The 15,509-nt window shown below is 44.3% G+C and carries 20 protein-coding genes; 19 read left to right on the top strand and 1 reads right to left on the bottom strand.

The window, feature by feature from the left end:
* Positions 1-12 precede the first annotated feature (12 nt).
* From LA360_RS08810 to LA360_RS08720, 19 genes are all read left to right on the top strand, one after another.
* Positions 13-615 (top strand): TetR/AcrR family transcriptional regulator, encoded by a 603-nt coding sequence (locus tag LA360_RS08810; protein ID WP_057572624.1) that lies wholly within the window; start codon positions 13-15, stop codon positions 613-615.
* 23 nt (positions 616-638) lie between these two features.
* Entirely contained in the window at positions 639-1,385 is a 747-nt protein-coding gene (locus LA360_RS08805) for a CPBP family intramembrane glutamic endopeptidase (RefSeq protein WP_057572623.1), read from the top strand.
* Positions 1,375-2,052, top strand: coding sequence for an HAD family hydrolase (locus LA360_RS08800; RefSeq protein ID WP_057572622.1), 678 nt, complete (start codon positions 1,375-1,377; stop codon positions 2,050-2,052). The genes LA360_RS08805 and LA360_RS08800 overlap by 11 nt, the downstream gene beginning before the upstream one ends.
* 7 nt (positions 2,053-2,059) lie before the next feature.
* Positions 2,060-2,650 (top strand): hypothetical protein, encoded by a 591-nt coding sequence (locus LA360_RS08795; RefSeq protein WP_138262828.1) that lies wholly within the window; start codon positions 2,060-2,062, stop codon positions 2,648-2,650.
* A gap of 587 nt (positions 2,651-3,237) precedes the next feature.
* Entirely contained in the window at positions 3,238-4,386 is a 1,149-nt protein-coding gene (locus tag LA360_RS08790) for a cobaltochelatase CobT-related protein (protein ID WP_225537473.1), read from the top strand.
* 12 nt (positions 4,387-4,398) lie between these two features.
* Complete coding sequence (locus LA360_RS08785; RefSeq protein ID WP_006775503.1) at positions 4,399-5,130, top strand: hypothetical protein; 732 nt, start codon at positions 4,399-4,401, stop codon at positions 5,128-5,130.
* A gap of 121 nt (positions 5,131-5,251) precedes the next feature.
* Positions 5,252-5,506, top strand: coding sequence for a UPF0175 family protein (locus tag LA360_RS08780; protein ID WP_057572620.1), 255 nt, complete (start codon positions 5,252-5,254; stop codon positions 5,504-5,506).
* On the top strand, positions 5,499-5,996 hold the full coding sequence (locus LA360_RS08775) for a PIN domain-containing protein (protein WP_057572619.1): 498 nt from the start codon (positions 5,499-5,501) through the stop codon (positions 5,994-5,996). The genes LA360_RS08780 and LA360_RS08775 overlap by 8 nt, the downstream gene beginning before the upstream one ends.
* 674 nt (positions 5,997-6,670) lie before the next feature.
* Positions 6,671-7,951: a group II intron reverse transcriptase/maturase gene (gene ltrA / locus LA360_RS08770; RefSeq protein ID WP_002578445.1), complete on the top strand. Its 1,281-nt coding sequence runs from the start codon at positions 6,671-6,673 to the stop codon at positions 7,949-7,951.
* Between the two features lie 527 nt (positions 7,952-8,478).
* The gene (ltrA, locus tag LA360_RS08765; protein WP_225537472.1) at positions 8,479-9,870 is read left to right on the top strand and encodes a group II intron reverse transcriptase/maturase; all 1,392 of its coding nucleotides are present in this window, start codon (positions 8,479-8,481) and stop codon (positions 9,868-9,870) included.
* Between the two features lie 116 nt (positions 9,871-9,986).
* Positions 9,987-10,286 (top strand): helix-turn-helix domain-containing protein, encoded by a 300-nt coding sequence (locus LA360_RS08760; protein ID WP_039892437.1) that lies wholly within the window; start codon positions 9,987-9,989, stop codon positions 10,284-10,286.
* Positions 10,283-11,134, top strand: coding sequence for a DUF5688 family protein (locus tag LA360_RS08755; RefSeq protein ID WP_057573194.1), 852 nt, complete (start codon positions 10,283-10,285; stop codon positions 11,132-11,134). Before LA360_RS08760 ends, LA360_RS08755 begins: the two co-directional genes overlap by 4 nt.
* Before the next feature lie 29 nt (positions 11,135-11,163).
* Complete coding sequence (locus LA360_RS08750; RefSeq protein WP_089775175.1) at positions 11,164-11,532, top strand: hypothetical protein; 369 nt, start codon at positions 11,164-11,166, stop codon at positions 11,530-11,532.
* A gap of 166 nt (positions 11,533-11,698) precedes the next feature.
* Entirely contained in the window at positions 11,699-12,580 is an 882-nt protein-coding gene (locus tag LA360_RS08745) for a phosphoadenosine phosphosulfate reductase family protein (protein WP_089775177.1), read from the top strand.
* Positions 12,581-12,872: 292 nt separating this feature from the next.
* A complete protein-coding gene (locus LA360_RS08740; protein WP_225537471.1) occupies positions 12,873-13,472 on the top strand; it encodes a hypothetical protein in 600 nt (199 codons plus the stop codon).
* Between the two features lie 11 nt (positions 13,473-13,483).
* Positions 13,484-13,903, top strand: coding sequence for a hypothetical protein (locus tag LA360_RS08735; RefSeq protein WP_002591452.1), 420 nt, complete (start codon positions 13,484-13,486; stop codon positions 13,901-13,903).
* A 56-nt stretch (positions 13,904-13,959) separates the two neighbouring features.
* Entirely contained in the window at positions 13,960-14,229 is a 270-nt protein-coding gene (locus tag LA360_RS08730; protein WP_057573192.1) for a hypothetical protein, read from the top strand.
* Positions 14,230-14,315: 86 nt separating this feature from the next.
* Positions 14,316-14,786, top strand: a complete 471-nt coding sequence (gene tnpA / locus LA360_RS08725; protein WP_057571327.1) for an IS200/IS605 family transposase — start codon at positions 14,316-14,318, stop codon at positions 14,784-14,786.
* Positions 14,787-15,008: 222 nt separating this feature from the next.
* A complete protein-coding gene (locus LA360_RS08720; RefSeq protein WP_002583244.1) occupies positions 15,009-15,284 on the top strand; it encodes a hypothetical protein in 276 nt (91 codons plus the stop codon).
* Here LA360_RS08720 and LA360_RS08715 read toward each other — a convergent pair.
* Entirely contained in the window at positions 15,281-15,493 is a 213-nt protein-coding gene (locus LA360_RS08715; protein WP_002583243.1) for a hypothetical protein, read from the bottom strand. The two genes, LA360_RS08720 and LA360_RS08715, sit on opposite strands and share 4 nt — an antisense overlap.
* Between the last annotated feature and the right edge of the window lie 16 nt (positions 15,494-15,509).

Raw genomic sequence — 15,509 nt, 5'->3', positions numbered from 1 at the left:
CAGGGGGTTTCGATGAACGGGAAATTTTTTACGCTGCCGGAAGAAAAGCAGAAGCGGATTATAAATGCTGCGTATGTGGTATTTGCCAACAGCAGTTACAAAAAGGCATCCATGTCCCGGATTGCGGCTGCCGGCGGGATATCAAAGTCTCTGCTGTTCCACTATTTCCAGAATAAGAAAGAGCTGTATTTATACCTCTGGGAGAATATCAACAGGATATCCTGTGAAATAGAATTAAAGTATTACAGGGAAACAACGGATTTTTTTGAAATCATGACCCAAAAGATTCTGGCAAGATGTGAGTTTATGAGAACGGCCCCTGATGAATATTTATTTTCCATACGGGCCCTTTTTGCGGAACCTTTGGAAATCAGGGAGGCAACCGGGAAGTCATATAAAGAAGTATATGAAGATGCAGCAGGTGAGCTGCTGGGGTCCGTGGACCTTTCCGTGTTCCGCCCGGGTGTTGACGTGGGAATGCTGCTGGAGGAGATTGACAGCTATCTGTTTCACAGTCTCTGGCAGATGCTTTCAGCCGGGAAGCTGGACCCGGACGGCCTGGAAAGGGATTTTTTGAAAAGAGTCGGGCAATGGAGAATTGCTTATTTGAAGTAGGCTGCATTGTGGGGAGAAGAACAATGGATATCATTTTATTTGTGAGTGTAATCGTCTACCTTATTGTAACAGCATATGCAGGGTATGCGGCGATAGAAAAATTAAAAGGGGACGAGCTGTCAGAAGAAAAACGGATACAAAGATACCGGTTTTCCTTTCTGTGGAATGTGGCTTCCGGGGGTGTTGTTATGTTACTTATTGTTATGGGACCGGCTACCCTGGAGGAAACAGTCTTCCGACCGATCAGCTTTTTGCAAGGAAGCCATAGGTATCTGGCGTTTGGCACATGGATTTTATGTGGTCTGCTGGGTACGGTATTTATTTTTCAAATAGCTGTGTTTTTGATAAATCCGACCTACAGGGACTCTGTTTCGAAACAGATAGAGGAAAAAACACATTCAGGGAAAGTCTATGATCGTGTTGTAAACGGACTTATTCCAAGAACCAGGCGGGAGAAGAGCTATTTTACTGCAACGGCACTGGCAGCAGGTATCTGCGAAGAGATTGTATTCAGGGGATTTTTGTTGTATGTTTTGAGGAGAATTTTCCCGGAATTATCGCCGTTTCTCCTGGCAGCTCTGGCAGGTACCTGCTTTGGGGCAGCCCATTTTTATCAAGGTATCAAAGGCGTGATAAAAACAGGGCTTCTGGGTATATTGTTCGGATTCTTGTATATCAGCACAGGTTCATTGTATTTGTGTATGGCAGTTCATTTCCTGTTTGATATTTCAGCCGCATTTTTATGTGAGGAGGACAAATATGAGGTTTGAAGCCGTAATTTTTGACCTGGATGGTACGCTGCTTGATTCGATGGATGTCTGGGAGAAGATTGATATTTGTTTTCTACAGAAGCGTGGACTGCCGGTTCCGGCAGATTATGTGACTGAAATCTGTGCCCGCAGCTTTGAGGAAGCGGCGCAGTATACAATAGACCTGTTTGGACTTTCCGAAAAATCGGAGGATATCATCAGGGAATGGAATGAGATGGCAGTTTATGAATATGCCCATCATGTGAAATTGTCGCCATACGCCCTGGAATATCTTATCGAGCTTAAAAAACGTGGCATGAAACTGGCGGTTGCCACAGGGCTGCCAGGAGAATTGTTTCTTCCCTGCCTTGAACATAATTCTGTTTTGGAATTGTTTGATATTCTCTGCTCCACCGATGAAGTAAAACGTGGAAAAGAGTATCCGGATGTATTTGAACTTGCGGCGCAGAGGTTAGGGGCAGCCCCTCAGCACTGTCTGGTCTTCGAGGATGTTCTGCTGGCTGTCAAAAGCGCAAAGCAGGCCGGAATGCTGGTATGCGCTGTATATGACAAATATTCTGCCCGGTACAGGGTGCAGATGGAGCAGGCAGCGGATTTTTACATAGCAGATTTCAGAGATGCTCCTTTACCAGATGCAGATTTCGAGGATGAAAATGAAAAGGAGTGAACAGAAATTGAACATAGCAGGGGTTAAATTCGGGATAATCTTAATCATGACAGCCATGTGTCTGGCAGGATGTACGAAAGAGGAAGCGTTTGTTGACAGCTGTGATTCGGAAATAGCAGAGCAGGTAACCAGTATTATGCAGGAATCCCAGAAGGGATGTTATAACCTGGAGAACTGTGAGGTCTTTGTTACGGAAGAGAGTAAAAAGGATGGATATGTGGTCCGGAGAATGACATTCCAGGCAGATTGGAAGCGGGTCAGGGAACCTATAGATGATCCATTGATCCAGGGAATGCTGCAGGCCAGGGATGAACTGGAATCGCCTGAGGAAAAGGAGGCTGCAGGGAAAATCATCGATGGATATATCGTGGAAATGAATAGTGAACCGGAATCGGAAAGGATAGAAACAAAATTTGTTGCACAAATTTCTCCGGAAAACGAAACATTGGAACTGTTTTATCCGTTTGTACAGGAGGGAAAGGAAACGCTGCTTCCATTCCGGGAGTATGCGGAAGAAAACTGGTTTGAAAATGCTGAAAAGCGGATGCAGGAGGGACGCAGGCGTTTGATTGTTGAAGTCACAGGGGCAGATGAATAAGGACAATGAGTGATTAAGGAGCAGACTATGAATAAAGATTTGGGTAAAGAAAGTAAAATTGGGATTATGTGTGCAACGGCCAGGGAACTTGCCCCATACCTGTCCGTTATGCTGAATGCGGCCATCTTAGATGTTCGGATATAAATAACGTACTGGAAGATGTGTATATTGAAAGTTTTATGTGCCAGAAGTATCCAGGCAGTATTCAAAATGGAATTCAACGTAATGCTGCGCTTATCATTCATCATATTCCAACGCAGGAAGCGCGTAAGGCAGAAAAGAGCGATGGACTGACCATTATGCTGGATATGATTTTCCGCTATGCCAGAGCCGGAAGGACAGAGGCAGAAAAAGAATATGATAAACAGTATTGTTCCCGCTTAAATTCCTGCCGTAAAATCATTGATGAGGCAGTGGTAAGCGCTGACCCGGATATTCGCTTTTATGCTACGAACCGCCTGATGCTAAAGTTGTGGAAATACATCAGACAGGCCATTAAAACAGCGGCAAAGAGCCTGAAAAATGAAATAAACCGGCTTTCGGAGGAAGAACTGAGTAAGAAAATTCAGGAGTATTTAAATCGGAAAATGTTATGGGTGGCACTTTCAGAGACCATCGGTGCTTCGGAAGAACAGAATGAAGTGGAAGAGGAAATTGAAGGCTGGGACGGGGAGCTGGAAGGGGAACCGGAATCTCAAAATCAGAACGGTAAGAACGAAGAATTAGAAAATGCACTTGAGAAAATGCGAGATGGGCAGAGGCAGGAAGGAGGAGAAGAGGAAACAGAGGAAGGAACGGAGATAGATGAGACATTATCTAATCTTTTGCAGAAAATAGCAGAGGAGAAGTTTCTGCAGGATGAGGAATCGGATTTAAAAAGGAATCTGGAGGAGGAGGCAGCAGATTTTAAATTGGACGGTATCCACAAAGATTCAGTGATTGAAATGCACCGGATGACAACAGTTCCCCTGCGATTGGAAAAAGAATATAAAATGATTGCTCCAGAAATAAACCGAATCACAAAACGGCTGGAAGCATCGCTTGAAGATGTGCTGGAGCGGCTGGAGGGAGGTACGCAATCAGGTCTTTACATGGGGAAACGTTTAAGCCGTGGAAATCTGTACCGGCTAGATGATAAGATTTTTGAAAAAACAATAAAACCGGAAGATGGATTTTCAATCGCATTTGCGGTTCTGCTTGACCTTTCAGGTTCTATGTCATCCGGTGGCAGGATTGAGTCTGCACAAAAAGCGGGTCTTGTCATGTATACGTTTTGCCGGAATCTGGGAATACCGGTTATGCTGTATGGCCATACAACCCATGATACGGGATATACGGAAGTGGTAGACATTTACTCTTTTGCAGATTTTGATTCTGTAGACAATCAGGATTATTTAAGAATCATGAGTGTTAGTACCTATGATTGTAATAGAGATGGAGTAGCACTTAGATTTGTAGGACAAAAACTGCTAAACCGGCCAGAGGATATAAAAATATTATTAATGATTTCCGATGGACAGCCTTATGCCCAAGGATATAAAGGCGAAATTGCAAAAGCAGATTTGCAAGAAGCCAAATATAGCCTGGAAAAAAGAGGAGTTAAGTTGTTTTCCGCAGCAATCGGTGATGACCGTAAGATGATTGAGGAAATATACAAAGATGGATTTCTGAATATTGCAGATTTCAATACAATGCCAGTCAAACTGGCAGGTCTCATCGCCCGGTTCATCAGATAGAGGAGGAGACATATGGCAGAAAGGGAAGAACGGGACTGGTCTAACGTAGTATCCGGTCAGATTGCAGTGTATAAAACAGATAAGGCACTGTTAGAGCTCATGGATAATTTAAAACCAGCGTCATATTTATTTCCGGCTCATATCCATGCGTCCGGAGACGTGTCAGAAGTTGGGGAAAGGTCCTTAATCCGTCTTAATATGCTGGATTACAGCAAAGGAACAGGGGATAATACAGTGAGTGTCTATGCCAATATCAGCCCAGAAGAAGCTAAATACATATACTCGGCGCTCTTTAATCATCTGTGGGAATTTGATTATCCCCAGGAAAAGATTTTTGGTAATCCAGATAAGGAGGGTTACAGTATTGTCACAAAACTTAATATTGTCCGGTATGATACTGATTCCCAGGGGAATAAACGTAATTACCCATGGTTTGTAGAAATACAAAACGGACGCGGCATTGCAATGAAAAATTCCAATGGTGGTCGGTATTGTAAAAGGAACAGTTATATCTGTGACAAGAAAGCCAGTCTGTACATCAATGATAAAGACCTGTTTATCCTATTTTGCAAGACAGACGCTTATATACGCGCATTTGAGATGGAGTATGCATTTCGGGAAAACAGGATCGGAAACTTTACCAGCTTGTATGGTCTTTTAAAGAATGAGATACAGGGAGCAGCCGACAGACTGCTCACTTGTATCCATAGGGAAGATGAGGAACCTATGAAAAAGGCAGGATGATTTAGTTCTAAAGGCCCAGGCTAAAGACCCTGTAAAAGTTGTTTGCTTGAATAAGAAGGGCAGATATGATATATTAGATTTGTAAAAGCATAAATTGTCTGGAACAGAAAGGAGGGCTTCTATGTGCCAGATCTCAATCCGCATACCGGATGCAGTTATGTATGATACACATATGAGTGAGGAGGAGGCCGCTGCATTTGCCAGATGTATGGTAGCAGTAGGATATTATACGCAGAATAATGTGTCCATAGGATACTGTGCCCAGATAGCCGATATGACAGAAGAAGAATTTATTAAATATCTGGGAAAGCGGAAGGTCAGTATTTTCCAGTTTGACAATAACGCAGAGTTTTTGGAGGAACTGGAGAATGCGTAGAGTGATTGTAAATTCCACCCCCATCATTATACTTTGTAATATTGGATTATTGGATATACTGAAGGCGCTCTATGCAGAGATTTGTATCCCGGAGGCTGTGTACCGTGAGGTGACAGAGAAAGACGATTCGGCATGTCAGGTATTAAAGACTGCATTGAATTGGATACATGTGGAAAAAATTGCAAACCAGTCAGATAAAAAGATGTATAAGGCGAAGCTTCACGATGGAGAAGTGGAAGTCATGATTCTGGCCCAGGAGGGGACAGCGGACGATTTAGTCGTGATAGATGACAATGCTGCTAAAAAAACAGCAAAATATCTCGGTCTAAAAGTTACCGGAACAATCGGAGTCCTTTTGAAAGCCAAGAGAGAGGGGATTATCCCGGAGATTGCTTCCATTCTCGAAAAAATGAAAAAGAACGGATTTTATATCAGCGAAAGCCTGGAACAACTGGTACTGGAACAGGCAGGAGAACAACACAATATATAGTGCAATGAAGTTGACAAAAACTATATATGGTGGTAAAATGAGTGAGAAAGCTGATTTATGTAATCCAAAGATTACAAATGGTTTTTGTTCCGGTGTTTAACTGGAAGCATGATTTTTGAAGTAACAGAATAAGAGCAGCTATTGTGCTGCGGGAATGAAGAGACATCAAAATGAATTGTTTTGGTGTCTCTTTTGTTTGCCCAGCATGGGCGTTTTCTAATGGGTGAAAGTCCCAAGTGCGCGTAGGCAACAACGAAGCACATAGCCGAACAGCAAGGGTGTCCGCCGTGAGACGGAATCTGAAAGAAGCTGTAAGCAAACCTCTGACCTGACGGACAGGAACCGCATATAAGGCTCGGAAATACGGATAAGGTGGCAAAAGGCACTGAAGTCCAAAAGGTTGCCGGAAGTACGAGTAAATGCGGCAGGTACATGGAGGAAAAGAACACGCACCTTAACTGGGGAGGTCTCACAGGCGGTCTCATTAGCCGTAGTAACAACGAATTGTGAGAAGTCAGCAGAAGCCATAGTAGTGAGGAAGTTCCTGTAATGGGGACGGAGCGAAGGGCTGAACAATCAATCAGTTGAAGTACGTTCCACTTCGTAGCCGGAGCATACGCCTGTCGATGACTTCAAAGGCGGCAAAGGCAAAAGGGGCAGAAAGGAAACAACGCATGGACACAAGCAGTCTCATGGAGCAGATATTAAGCAGGGATAATCTAAATGCGGCGTATCTGCAAGTCGTAAGGAATAAAGGAGCGGCAGGCGTGGACGGGATGACCGTTGAAGAACTTGGCGCATATCTTTCGGAAAACGGCGAAAACATTAAGGAACAGTTGCGGACGAGGAAGTATAAGCCGAAGCCAGTCCGCAGGGTGGAGATACCCAAACCCGATGGTGGTACAAGAAATCTTGGAGTGCCAACAGCAGTAGACCGCTTTGTACAGCAGGCGGTGGCACAGGTGCTTACCCCGATATTTGAGGAGCAGTTTCACGACCACAGCTATGGATTCAGACCCAAGCGGTGTGCACAGCAGGCAGTCCTTAAAGCATTGGAAATGATGAATGACGGACACAACTGGATAGTGGATATCGACCTAGCGAAATTCTTTGACACAGTAGACCATGACAAGCTGATGACGATTTTCGGACGGACAATAAAGGACGGAGATGTCATATCGGTGGTAAGAAAGATTCTGGTCAGCGGCGTAATGATTGATGATGAGTATGAAGATACGGTAGTCGGCACACCGCAGGGTGGAAATATCTCGCCGCTGTTAGCAAATATCATGTTAAATGAGCTGGACAAAGAACTGGAAGCAAGGAGGCTGGATTTCGTCCGGTATGCAGATGACCTTATTATAATGGTCGGGAGCAGACAGGCGGCAGAGCGGGTAATGAAGAGCGTGGCTCGGTTTATAGAGGAAAAGCTTGGACTGAAAGTGAACGCGGAAAAGAGCAGGGTTGATAAACCAAAGGGCATTAAGTATCTGGGGTTTGGATTTTACTATGACTCATTTGCCAAAGGGTACAAAGCCAGACCACACCCGAAAGCGGCAGCAAAGTTCAAGGCGCAGATGAAGAAATATACAAGCAGGAGCTGGGGAGTGGGCAATGGTTATAAAATTGGGAAACTCAACCGGCTTATCCGAGGGTGGATAAATTATTTCAAAATCGGAAGCATGAAAAGGCTGTGCGCAAAAATGGACGGACAGATTCGGTATCGACTGCGCATGTGCATATGGAAACACTGGAAAACGCCAAAGAACAGGGAAAAGAATCTTATCAAACTTGGTCTGCCGCCAAATGCGGCACATGGCATTTCATATGCCAAAGGATATGCCAGAGTGTGCAGAAGCTGGAATCTCCACATTTGTATCAGTAAAGAGAGACTAGCTAAGTTTGGTCTTGTATCCATGGAAGACTACTACGCCGAAAAGGCTGTTACATGTTAAGTTGATTGAACCGCCGTATACCGAACGGTACGTACGGTGGTGTGAGAGGTCGGAAGGCGAAATAATCGCCTTCCTCCTACTCGATTTGTTGTGCGCCTGGCGGCGCACGTTTCTAACGGGTGAAAGTCCTGAATCCACCTGGTAGCGGGAAGGATATAGCCGAAGGCAAGGGTGTTGCAGGTGACTGCAAATCTGAAGGAAGCCGGATGTGGGGAACGAACCCATGGGCAAACCTCTGGTCTGACGGACAGAAACCGTATAGAAGGCTGTACATGAGGGTAAGTCTGCAACACAAGATGAAGCCCGATAGCTACACGGAATCGTGTACAGTAAATGCGGCAGATAGATGGAGGGAAAGAAACGTGTGGTACCCAGGGAGGTCTGTACGGAATGCTCTGAAAGGAGTAACCATTGCCGAGAGGTAATGCTGAGCGTACAGAAGTCAGCAGAGGTCATAGTAGCTGTTTTCAGTGAAGGACCGAATCAATAGGAGTCTTTAGTACGACAGGGAAAGGAGGAATGGGCAGATGGGTACAGAAAACAGAGAAAGCTGCTCGCAAAGAGATAGCGCGGAACGCAAAGGGTATGTGAGAGCGCACCGCTCATTCAACCGGATATGGAAGGAAAGAGACAGTGCAGAGCCAGACATCTTAAGTAAGATACTGAACAAGGAAAATCTGAACAGGGCTTACAAAAGAGTGAAGGCAAACAAGGGAGCGCCGGGAGTGGATGGAATGACCATTGAAGCGGCGTTACCATGGCTGAGGGAGAATAACTATGAACTGGTAGAGAGAATCAGGAAGGGGAAGTATACCCCATCTCCAGTCAGGCGTGTGGAGATTCCGAAGCCGGAGGGAGGGATACGAAAGCTTGGTATCCCCACCGTAATAGACCGTATCATCCAGCAGGCAATGCTTCAACAGCTCATGCCAATCTACGAACCATTGTTCTCGAAAGACAGCTTCGGCTATCGTCCGGGACGAGGAGCAAAAGACGCCATTCTCAGGATAAAGGAGTATATCGAACAGGGATACACGAGGGCAGTAGTTCTCGACTTATCGAAATACTTTGATACGCTGAACCATACGATACTGCTGAACCTGTTGAGGAAACAAGTAAAAGACGAAAGAGTGGTGCAGATGGTGAAGCGGTACCTGAAAAGTGGAGTGATGGAAAACGGTGTTGTGACAGAAACGAAGGAAGGCTCCCCGCAGGGAGGAAATCTATCCCCACTCTTAGCAAACGCGTATCTGAATGAGTTCGACTGGGAGTTCCACAGACGGGGCGTACCGTGTATCCGCTATGCAGACGACATCGTACTGCTGGCAAAGAGCGAACGGGCGGCAGAACGACTGCTGGAATCCAGCACGAAATATCTGGAGGCAAGGCTGAAACTGAGAGTGAATCGGGAAAAGAGCCGAACGGTCAGTGTGTTCGCAATCCAAAATTTTAAGTTCCTTGGTTTTTGTTTTGGGAAGAACGGAACAGGGACCTATATCCGTGTCCATGGAACGTCATGGAAGAAAGCCAAGGAGAAACTGCGCAGGCTTACTTCCCGGAGCAGGTGCGGGAGTATCATCCGAACCAAGGAAAAGATAAAAGTCTACATGAGAGGATGGCTGAACTACTATGGGATAGCGGACATGAAGAAAAACATCGAAAGCCTGAATGGATGGTTGTACCGCCGGATACGGATGTGTATCTGGAAACAGTGGAGACTGCCCAAAACCAGAATGAGGAAACTCATAGGACTGGGAGTAGACAGCCATTATGCGGCAACAATAGCCTACGACCGCAAGGGATACTGGTTCAATGCCGGAAACAAGGCGGTCAACTGGGCATTAAGTAAAGAAAGACTGATAAACTGGGGCTTTTATGACTTAGCCGCAGCCTATCAGTCTCTGCACACCAACTATTGAAAGCGCCGTATACGAGAACCGTACGTACGGTGCTGTGAGAGGACGGCGGTTAATCACCGCCTCCTACTCGATTGCAGAAAGGAGGAAGAAGCCAGAAGGCGGAAAGGAGGGAGCGGATGAGAGATTCTTACAATCCGGAGGGATATCATTGCCTTATCATTGCAATCTTAATGGGAGTCAATGCAAGGGAGGCCCGGTTTCTGTATGAACATGGCCTGAATAATCCGATTTCCCAAAAAATCTTAAAAAAGAAGCATCCCAAAATTGTGCGGGTGTCAACAAGAAAGGAGAGAAAAGAAGTTATACAGCAACTGAGAAGCGAGGGTTACAGTATAGAGGCTATCGCAGATATTTTAAACTGTGACCATTCCACTGTGAAACGAAATTCTAAATTGAAAAGGAGATTCACATCATGATGACATTAGAAAAATTTGCCGAAGCTGTCAGCTCTGAAGTAGCCAAAAGATTAGGGGCCGGTTTCCATGTGCATGTTCTGAAACCGGTTATCAACAATGGCATAGTCCAGACACAGTTGTGCATTGAAAAAGAGGGGCAGCAGTTTCGCCCCTCTATTCACTTGAAAGATTTTTTTGAGTGCTACAAAAAAGGAACAGGGCTTCAAGCGATTATTGATGAGATTCTGGAATGCTATGCATCGGCGCCAGATATACCGGCTGGTATGCAGGAGATTGTAAATGATATGAGTTTTGAGAAAATCAAAGACAAAATCATGTGTAAACTGGTAAATACCCACGACAACGCTTCTATGCTGGAGAACATCCCAAACATTCCATATCTGGATTTATCCGTTATATTTTTATCATTATGTGAAGAAACAGAAGAAATAGCAGCAACCTTAATGATAACAAATAAACATTTGAACTATTGGTCTGTGGACAAAGAGGAATTGTATCAGAGAGCATTGGTCAATATGGTAAATAAGTATCCACCAGTGCTTATGAAAATAACGGACATGATGTATGTGTTAACAAACCGGATTCACTTTTGGGGTGCCGAAGTCTTACTCTATCCCGGGCTCATGAGATACTGTGAATTACATGTGGGAAAGGATTTCTTAATCATTCCTTATAGTGTAGATGAAGTGATTCTGTTTCCGACCCTGGGTGTTGAAGATGCTGTAGTTTCTCAGGAACTGGCGGATTTGATACAGTCCATTAATGCAGAGGAAGTTCCGGCAGATGAACGGTTATCCAATCATGCATATAGATATTGTTCCGCTGAGGATAAGGTTATATGCATTTAAGGTGACTTTCATTAGGATAGGAGAGGTTTATGCATATTCATAAATTTGCAGATATCGCCTCGTTTGCAGAGATTGGGGTTGGAGGGAATCTTCCGGCAACAGAAGAGTACCGGGAATTCATCAAAAAGCTCCACCCTACACAGTTCCTGACAGGACGGCTGACAGCTCCGTTATATGAAGTAGAGTATTCCTATGTAACTGTGCGGGGAAATTACCGAAAGGCTTATAAATATATCCTGCTGCGTTTGGAGCATGATGATCTGGACCTGGAGATTGAAATGATATTCTCAGACTGGGTAGAGGAATTAAACCGTATATGTCCATACCGGCGTATTTTAAATGCACAAATTCTTAAAATAAAGCCCATAGCGTATGCAACAATCCCATTTGAAATCTAAAAAGGTTCCATTCCCTCATTTCCCGGAGAAAACTCCTGGTTGCCGTTAAAGGCCAGGTTACTGCGGACCGAGGCCTTGAAAGAAGAGCGGTTAGCGGCGTAAAAAGACACACCGGAAAGAATGGCTTTTCCGTCAATAGCAGAATAATTGCGAAGGACGGGAGAGAATGGAACAATACAGACTTTTTGATGATTTTTCAGATAAGGTAAAACGGGCAATCCAGTTGTTTCAGATGTTTGAAGATGCTGCGGTCCGGTATCATAAGGATGGTTATTACCTTGCCTTCAGCGGCGGAAAAGACAGTGTTGTGCTTTATGTGCTTGCAAAGATGGCCCATGTGAAGTTTCAGGCACATTATCATTTGACAACAGTAGATCCTCCGGAGCTGGTGCGGTTTATACGGGAGGCATTTCCAGATGTCAAGGTTGAGTATCCGGAGCTGACCATGTGGGATTTGATTGTCAAGAAGCAGATGCCGCCGCTGCGTACAGCACGCTACTGTTGTGAAGTGCTGAAAGAAGGAGGGGGCGAGGGAGCCTTTACGGTGACCGGAGTCCGCTGGGAAGAAAGCAGGAAAAGAGCCAACCGGGATTTCTTAGAGATTCATAAGAAGAAAGGGGCTATTTATCTAAATTGTGATAACGAGGAAGACCGTAGAAAATTAGAAATATGCAGCTTGAAGGGAAAAAGAATATTAAATCCCATCATCGACTGGACAGAGGAGGACATCTGGTGCTTTATCCGTAAGTATCAGGTGCCTTATTGCTGTCTGTATGACCAAGGCTTTTGTAGGATTGGGTGCATCGGTTGCCCTCTGGCAAGCATAAGAAGCCGGGAACGGGAATTTGAGCGATATCCCAAGTACCGTGATGCTTACATAAGAGCCTTTGACCGTATGGTAAAGGCTCGTACCGCCAGTGGAAAATCTAAGGGAAACTGGAAGGATGGTGAGAGTGTGTTCCGCTGGTGGATGTATGGAAATGAAAAAACAGATAAACAGGTTGCAGGTCAGATGGAGCTAAAGGATTTTATCGACATGGCGGCTTAGTCACTTCACTGGGTTCGTAAAAGACATCAATGAGTGGAGTAAAACGTATTGCACGTAAGCACCCAATACGGCCGTAATGTACGTATAACGAAAGAAGGAGGACCAAATGAAAAAACAATCGTGTAGGAACTGCCACAATATTGATCTGAATAAAAAAGAGGAAACAGAAGGAAGGCTGAGTGGACGCTACCGTTATGGCTGCACCGTACAAAGAAGCGGGTTTATATGCGGCTTTATCATCAGCGATGAGAAACTGGAAGCTTTGGTTTGTCCAAACTGGAAAGGAGGGAAGATGGAGGAGGCAGACTACGAAAGGCTGGCGGACGAATTTGGGGAAAGGCTTCAAACTCTGTATGACCGGTGGAATATGTGGAAAATAAGGGGGTGCCCGGAGGCGGATGTGCCTGACGGAGAATATTTAAATCGACTGCGCAGTGGAATAGAAGCAATGATGAGGCAGATTGAGAATACCTTCGTTGAGGCAGATTACCCAGAATGTTATTATGCTCCCCTTCCTCCGGTTATGGATGTGGATTACATGGCGAATTGCCAGCAAATTAAAGAATCCGCAATTCGTGCGCTTGAAGAATACCGAAATAATAAGGATTATTTATGGTTAGCAGACCATATCCAACATTTGGATAATGAGGACAAAGAAAACAGTGAGGCTTACCGTCTCTTGTGTCATGTACAAAGTTTGGAAGAAGCGATTTGCGAAGATGCCTACTTGCAGATGAAGAGAGTGAGCTTCCAGGAAAGCCTGTATGATGACCTGGCTAACTGTAAAAGGCGTATTTTGAAAAGAAAGCGCCGGCCATCAAATAGGAAATCGAAAAAAAATAGCCCGCAGATTGTTGGCCAGTTAAGAATCGGTGATTTGAAGGCTTCATAAGGAGGAAAAGAATGGACCATCTTATGTTAGTAAAAAATCTGTTCAATGATATGTTTGTGTTTCTTAATGGTACTCAACCGCTGCCTTTAGAATCGCTGGATGATGTCTACCAGGGGGAACCACTATTTCTGGCGCTGATTGGAGGATTGGACCAGGCACTTTTGGTTGATTATAATAGCGCAATGCAGGAAAGCTATGGATTCTATAAGAAGTATTGCGGCAGAGAACTTACTGAAGAGGAATGGGAACAAGTGGTAGAAGAAATCCAGATGTTCATTGATAAATGGAACAATAGCTGGTGTAAGGGAATGATTTTGGCGTTATTGGCGTTGATGGAACAGGAAGAGGACGAGCGGAAAGGAGAAGGAAAGATGGAGCAGGCAGAAAGTTCCGGAGATGAAGAGTTGGATAGCATAGATAATGCTGCATAAAGTCAGTATAGCCGGGGAATGGTGAATTCTCCGGCTGAATTTAAAGGAGTATGACAATGATAGAAAAATTATATAAAAAGGTTAAGAATATTCAAGATTTTAACGAGACAGCCAGTAAGTTGCGTCAAATGGGACTAAAGGATGAACTTAAAAATCTTGCCGGGAAATATAAGGTTCCTGAAGTGGATTTGAAAGAGTTCCTCTCTGGAAAGCGGTATTTCCTGATAGACGGAGGAGAGACGCAGAAAGATTATATGTCAGCCCGGAGTAAGCTGTTGGATGAAATGTTTAATCAAAAAGAAGGTTTAATCAAAAAGAGGGTTTAATTCCCCGCAGCTTGCTGCGTAACAAACTTTTTCAAGACATGGAGGAAGTGATATACTAGAGGAAAAAGGAAAGGAGAAATTGTGCGATGAGTGAAACAATACGCAAGTCACACAATGTATCAGTACTCATGTATCATTTCGTATGTCCAGCAAAATATAGAAGAGTAGTAATAGATGAAGATGTAGATAGGGTAATCAAAGAAACGTGTGAGGGAATTCAGGAAAGGTATGAAATAAGATTTTTGGAAGTAGGTACAGATAAAGACCATATACATTTTCTTATCCAGTCAGTGCCTGCATATAGTCCAAAAAAAATCATCCAAATAGTGAAGAGCATCATAGCCCGGGAGGTGTTCGCGAAATGTCCACAAGTGAAGAAAAAATTGTGGGGAGGAGAATTCTGGACAGATGGCTATTACGTAGCAACGGTGAGTGAACATGGGAATGAGCAAATCATAAGTAGATATGTGAAAGAACAGGGACAGGAAAAAAATTATAAAACAATCTATAAAAACGTAGAGAAAACAAAGCAGTATAGCATATGGGATTATATGTAGAGGTTGCAACCTTCGATGGGGCTGTGAAGAAATAGAGTAGATGAGAGTATGAAAAAAAGTCTGTAAATTGAGATCTTCTATGATAAGTTAATGAGAAAGGTAGGTGGATGTCGTGACCACCTACCTTTACTATACGGATGCTTTTGGATTCTGTCAAGATGTATTGGAAAATCCCATCAAATTATGGTACACTTCTTACAGGAAAACATCAGGAGGTGTGCCATGAAGCTAAAAACAGACGATCCCTTTGTACCTGAAGATATCAGGGCAAAGATCAATGGACTGCAGTCCCTGCTGGATCATGCAGCCGACTTATACAGTGATATCTATAGCTGGTATGACAGTGAACTGAAATCCTATGACCCGAAAGCCACCGCAGACGATGAACTGTTTGACCCTGGCACAGGGACTGTTGTGGAGGGGATCGATTACCTGTCTATCATGGAATCCCTGTCAGAGCTGCAGACAGCCAACGAATGTAAAATGCAGAGGGATTAACCTTGTGTCCCATCGGCCTGGCCTCTGGCGATGTCTTCCCGTATCAGGGCCTTGATGGCCCCTTGGACGGAAGTGTCCCTGCCATATTTGTGCTGTCTGACCCAGGCCAGGATATCTGCATCTGTCTTCATATTCAGTTTTAACTTCACCTGTACAGTATTATAGCTGTCGTACCTGTCCTGAGCATCGTATTTTGAAAATCCATACATGGAAAGCTCCTTTCCG

Origin of the sequence: Enterocloster clostridioformis (assembly GCF_020297485.1) — a bacterium.
In the GTDB taxonomy this organism is placed as follows: domain Bacteria; phylum Bacillota; class Clostridia; order Lachnospirales; family Lachnospiraceae; genus Enterocloster; species Enterocloster clostridioformis.
The sequence above is the reverse complement of the archived record's forward strand: the minus strand, read 5'-3'. Positions and strand labels throughout refer to the sequence as shown.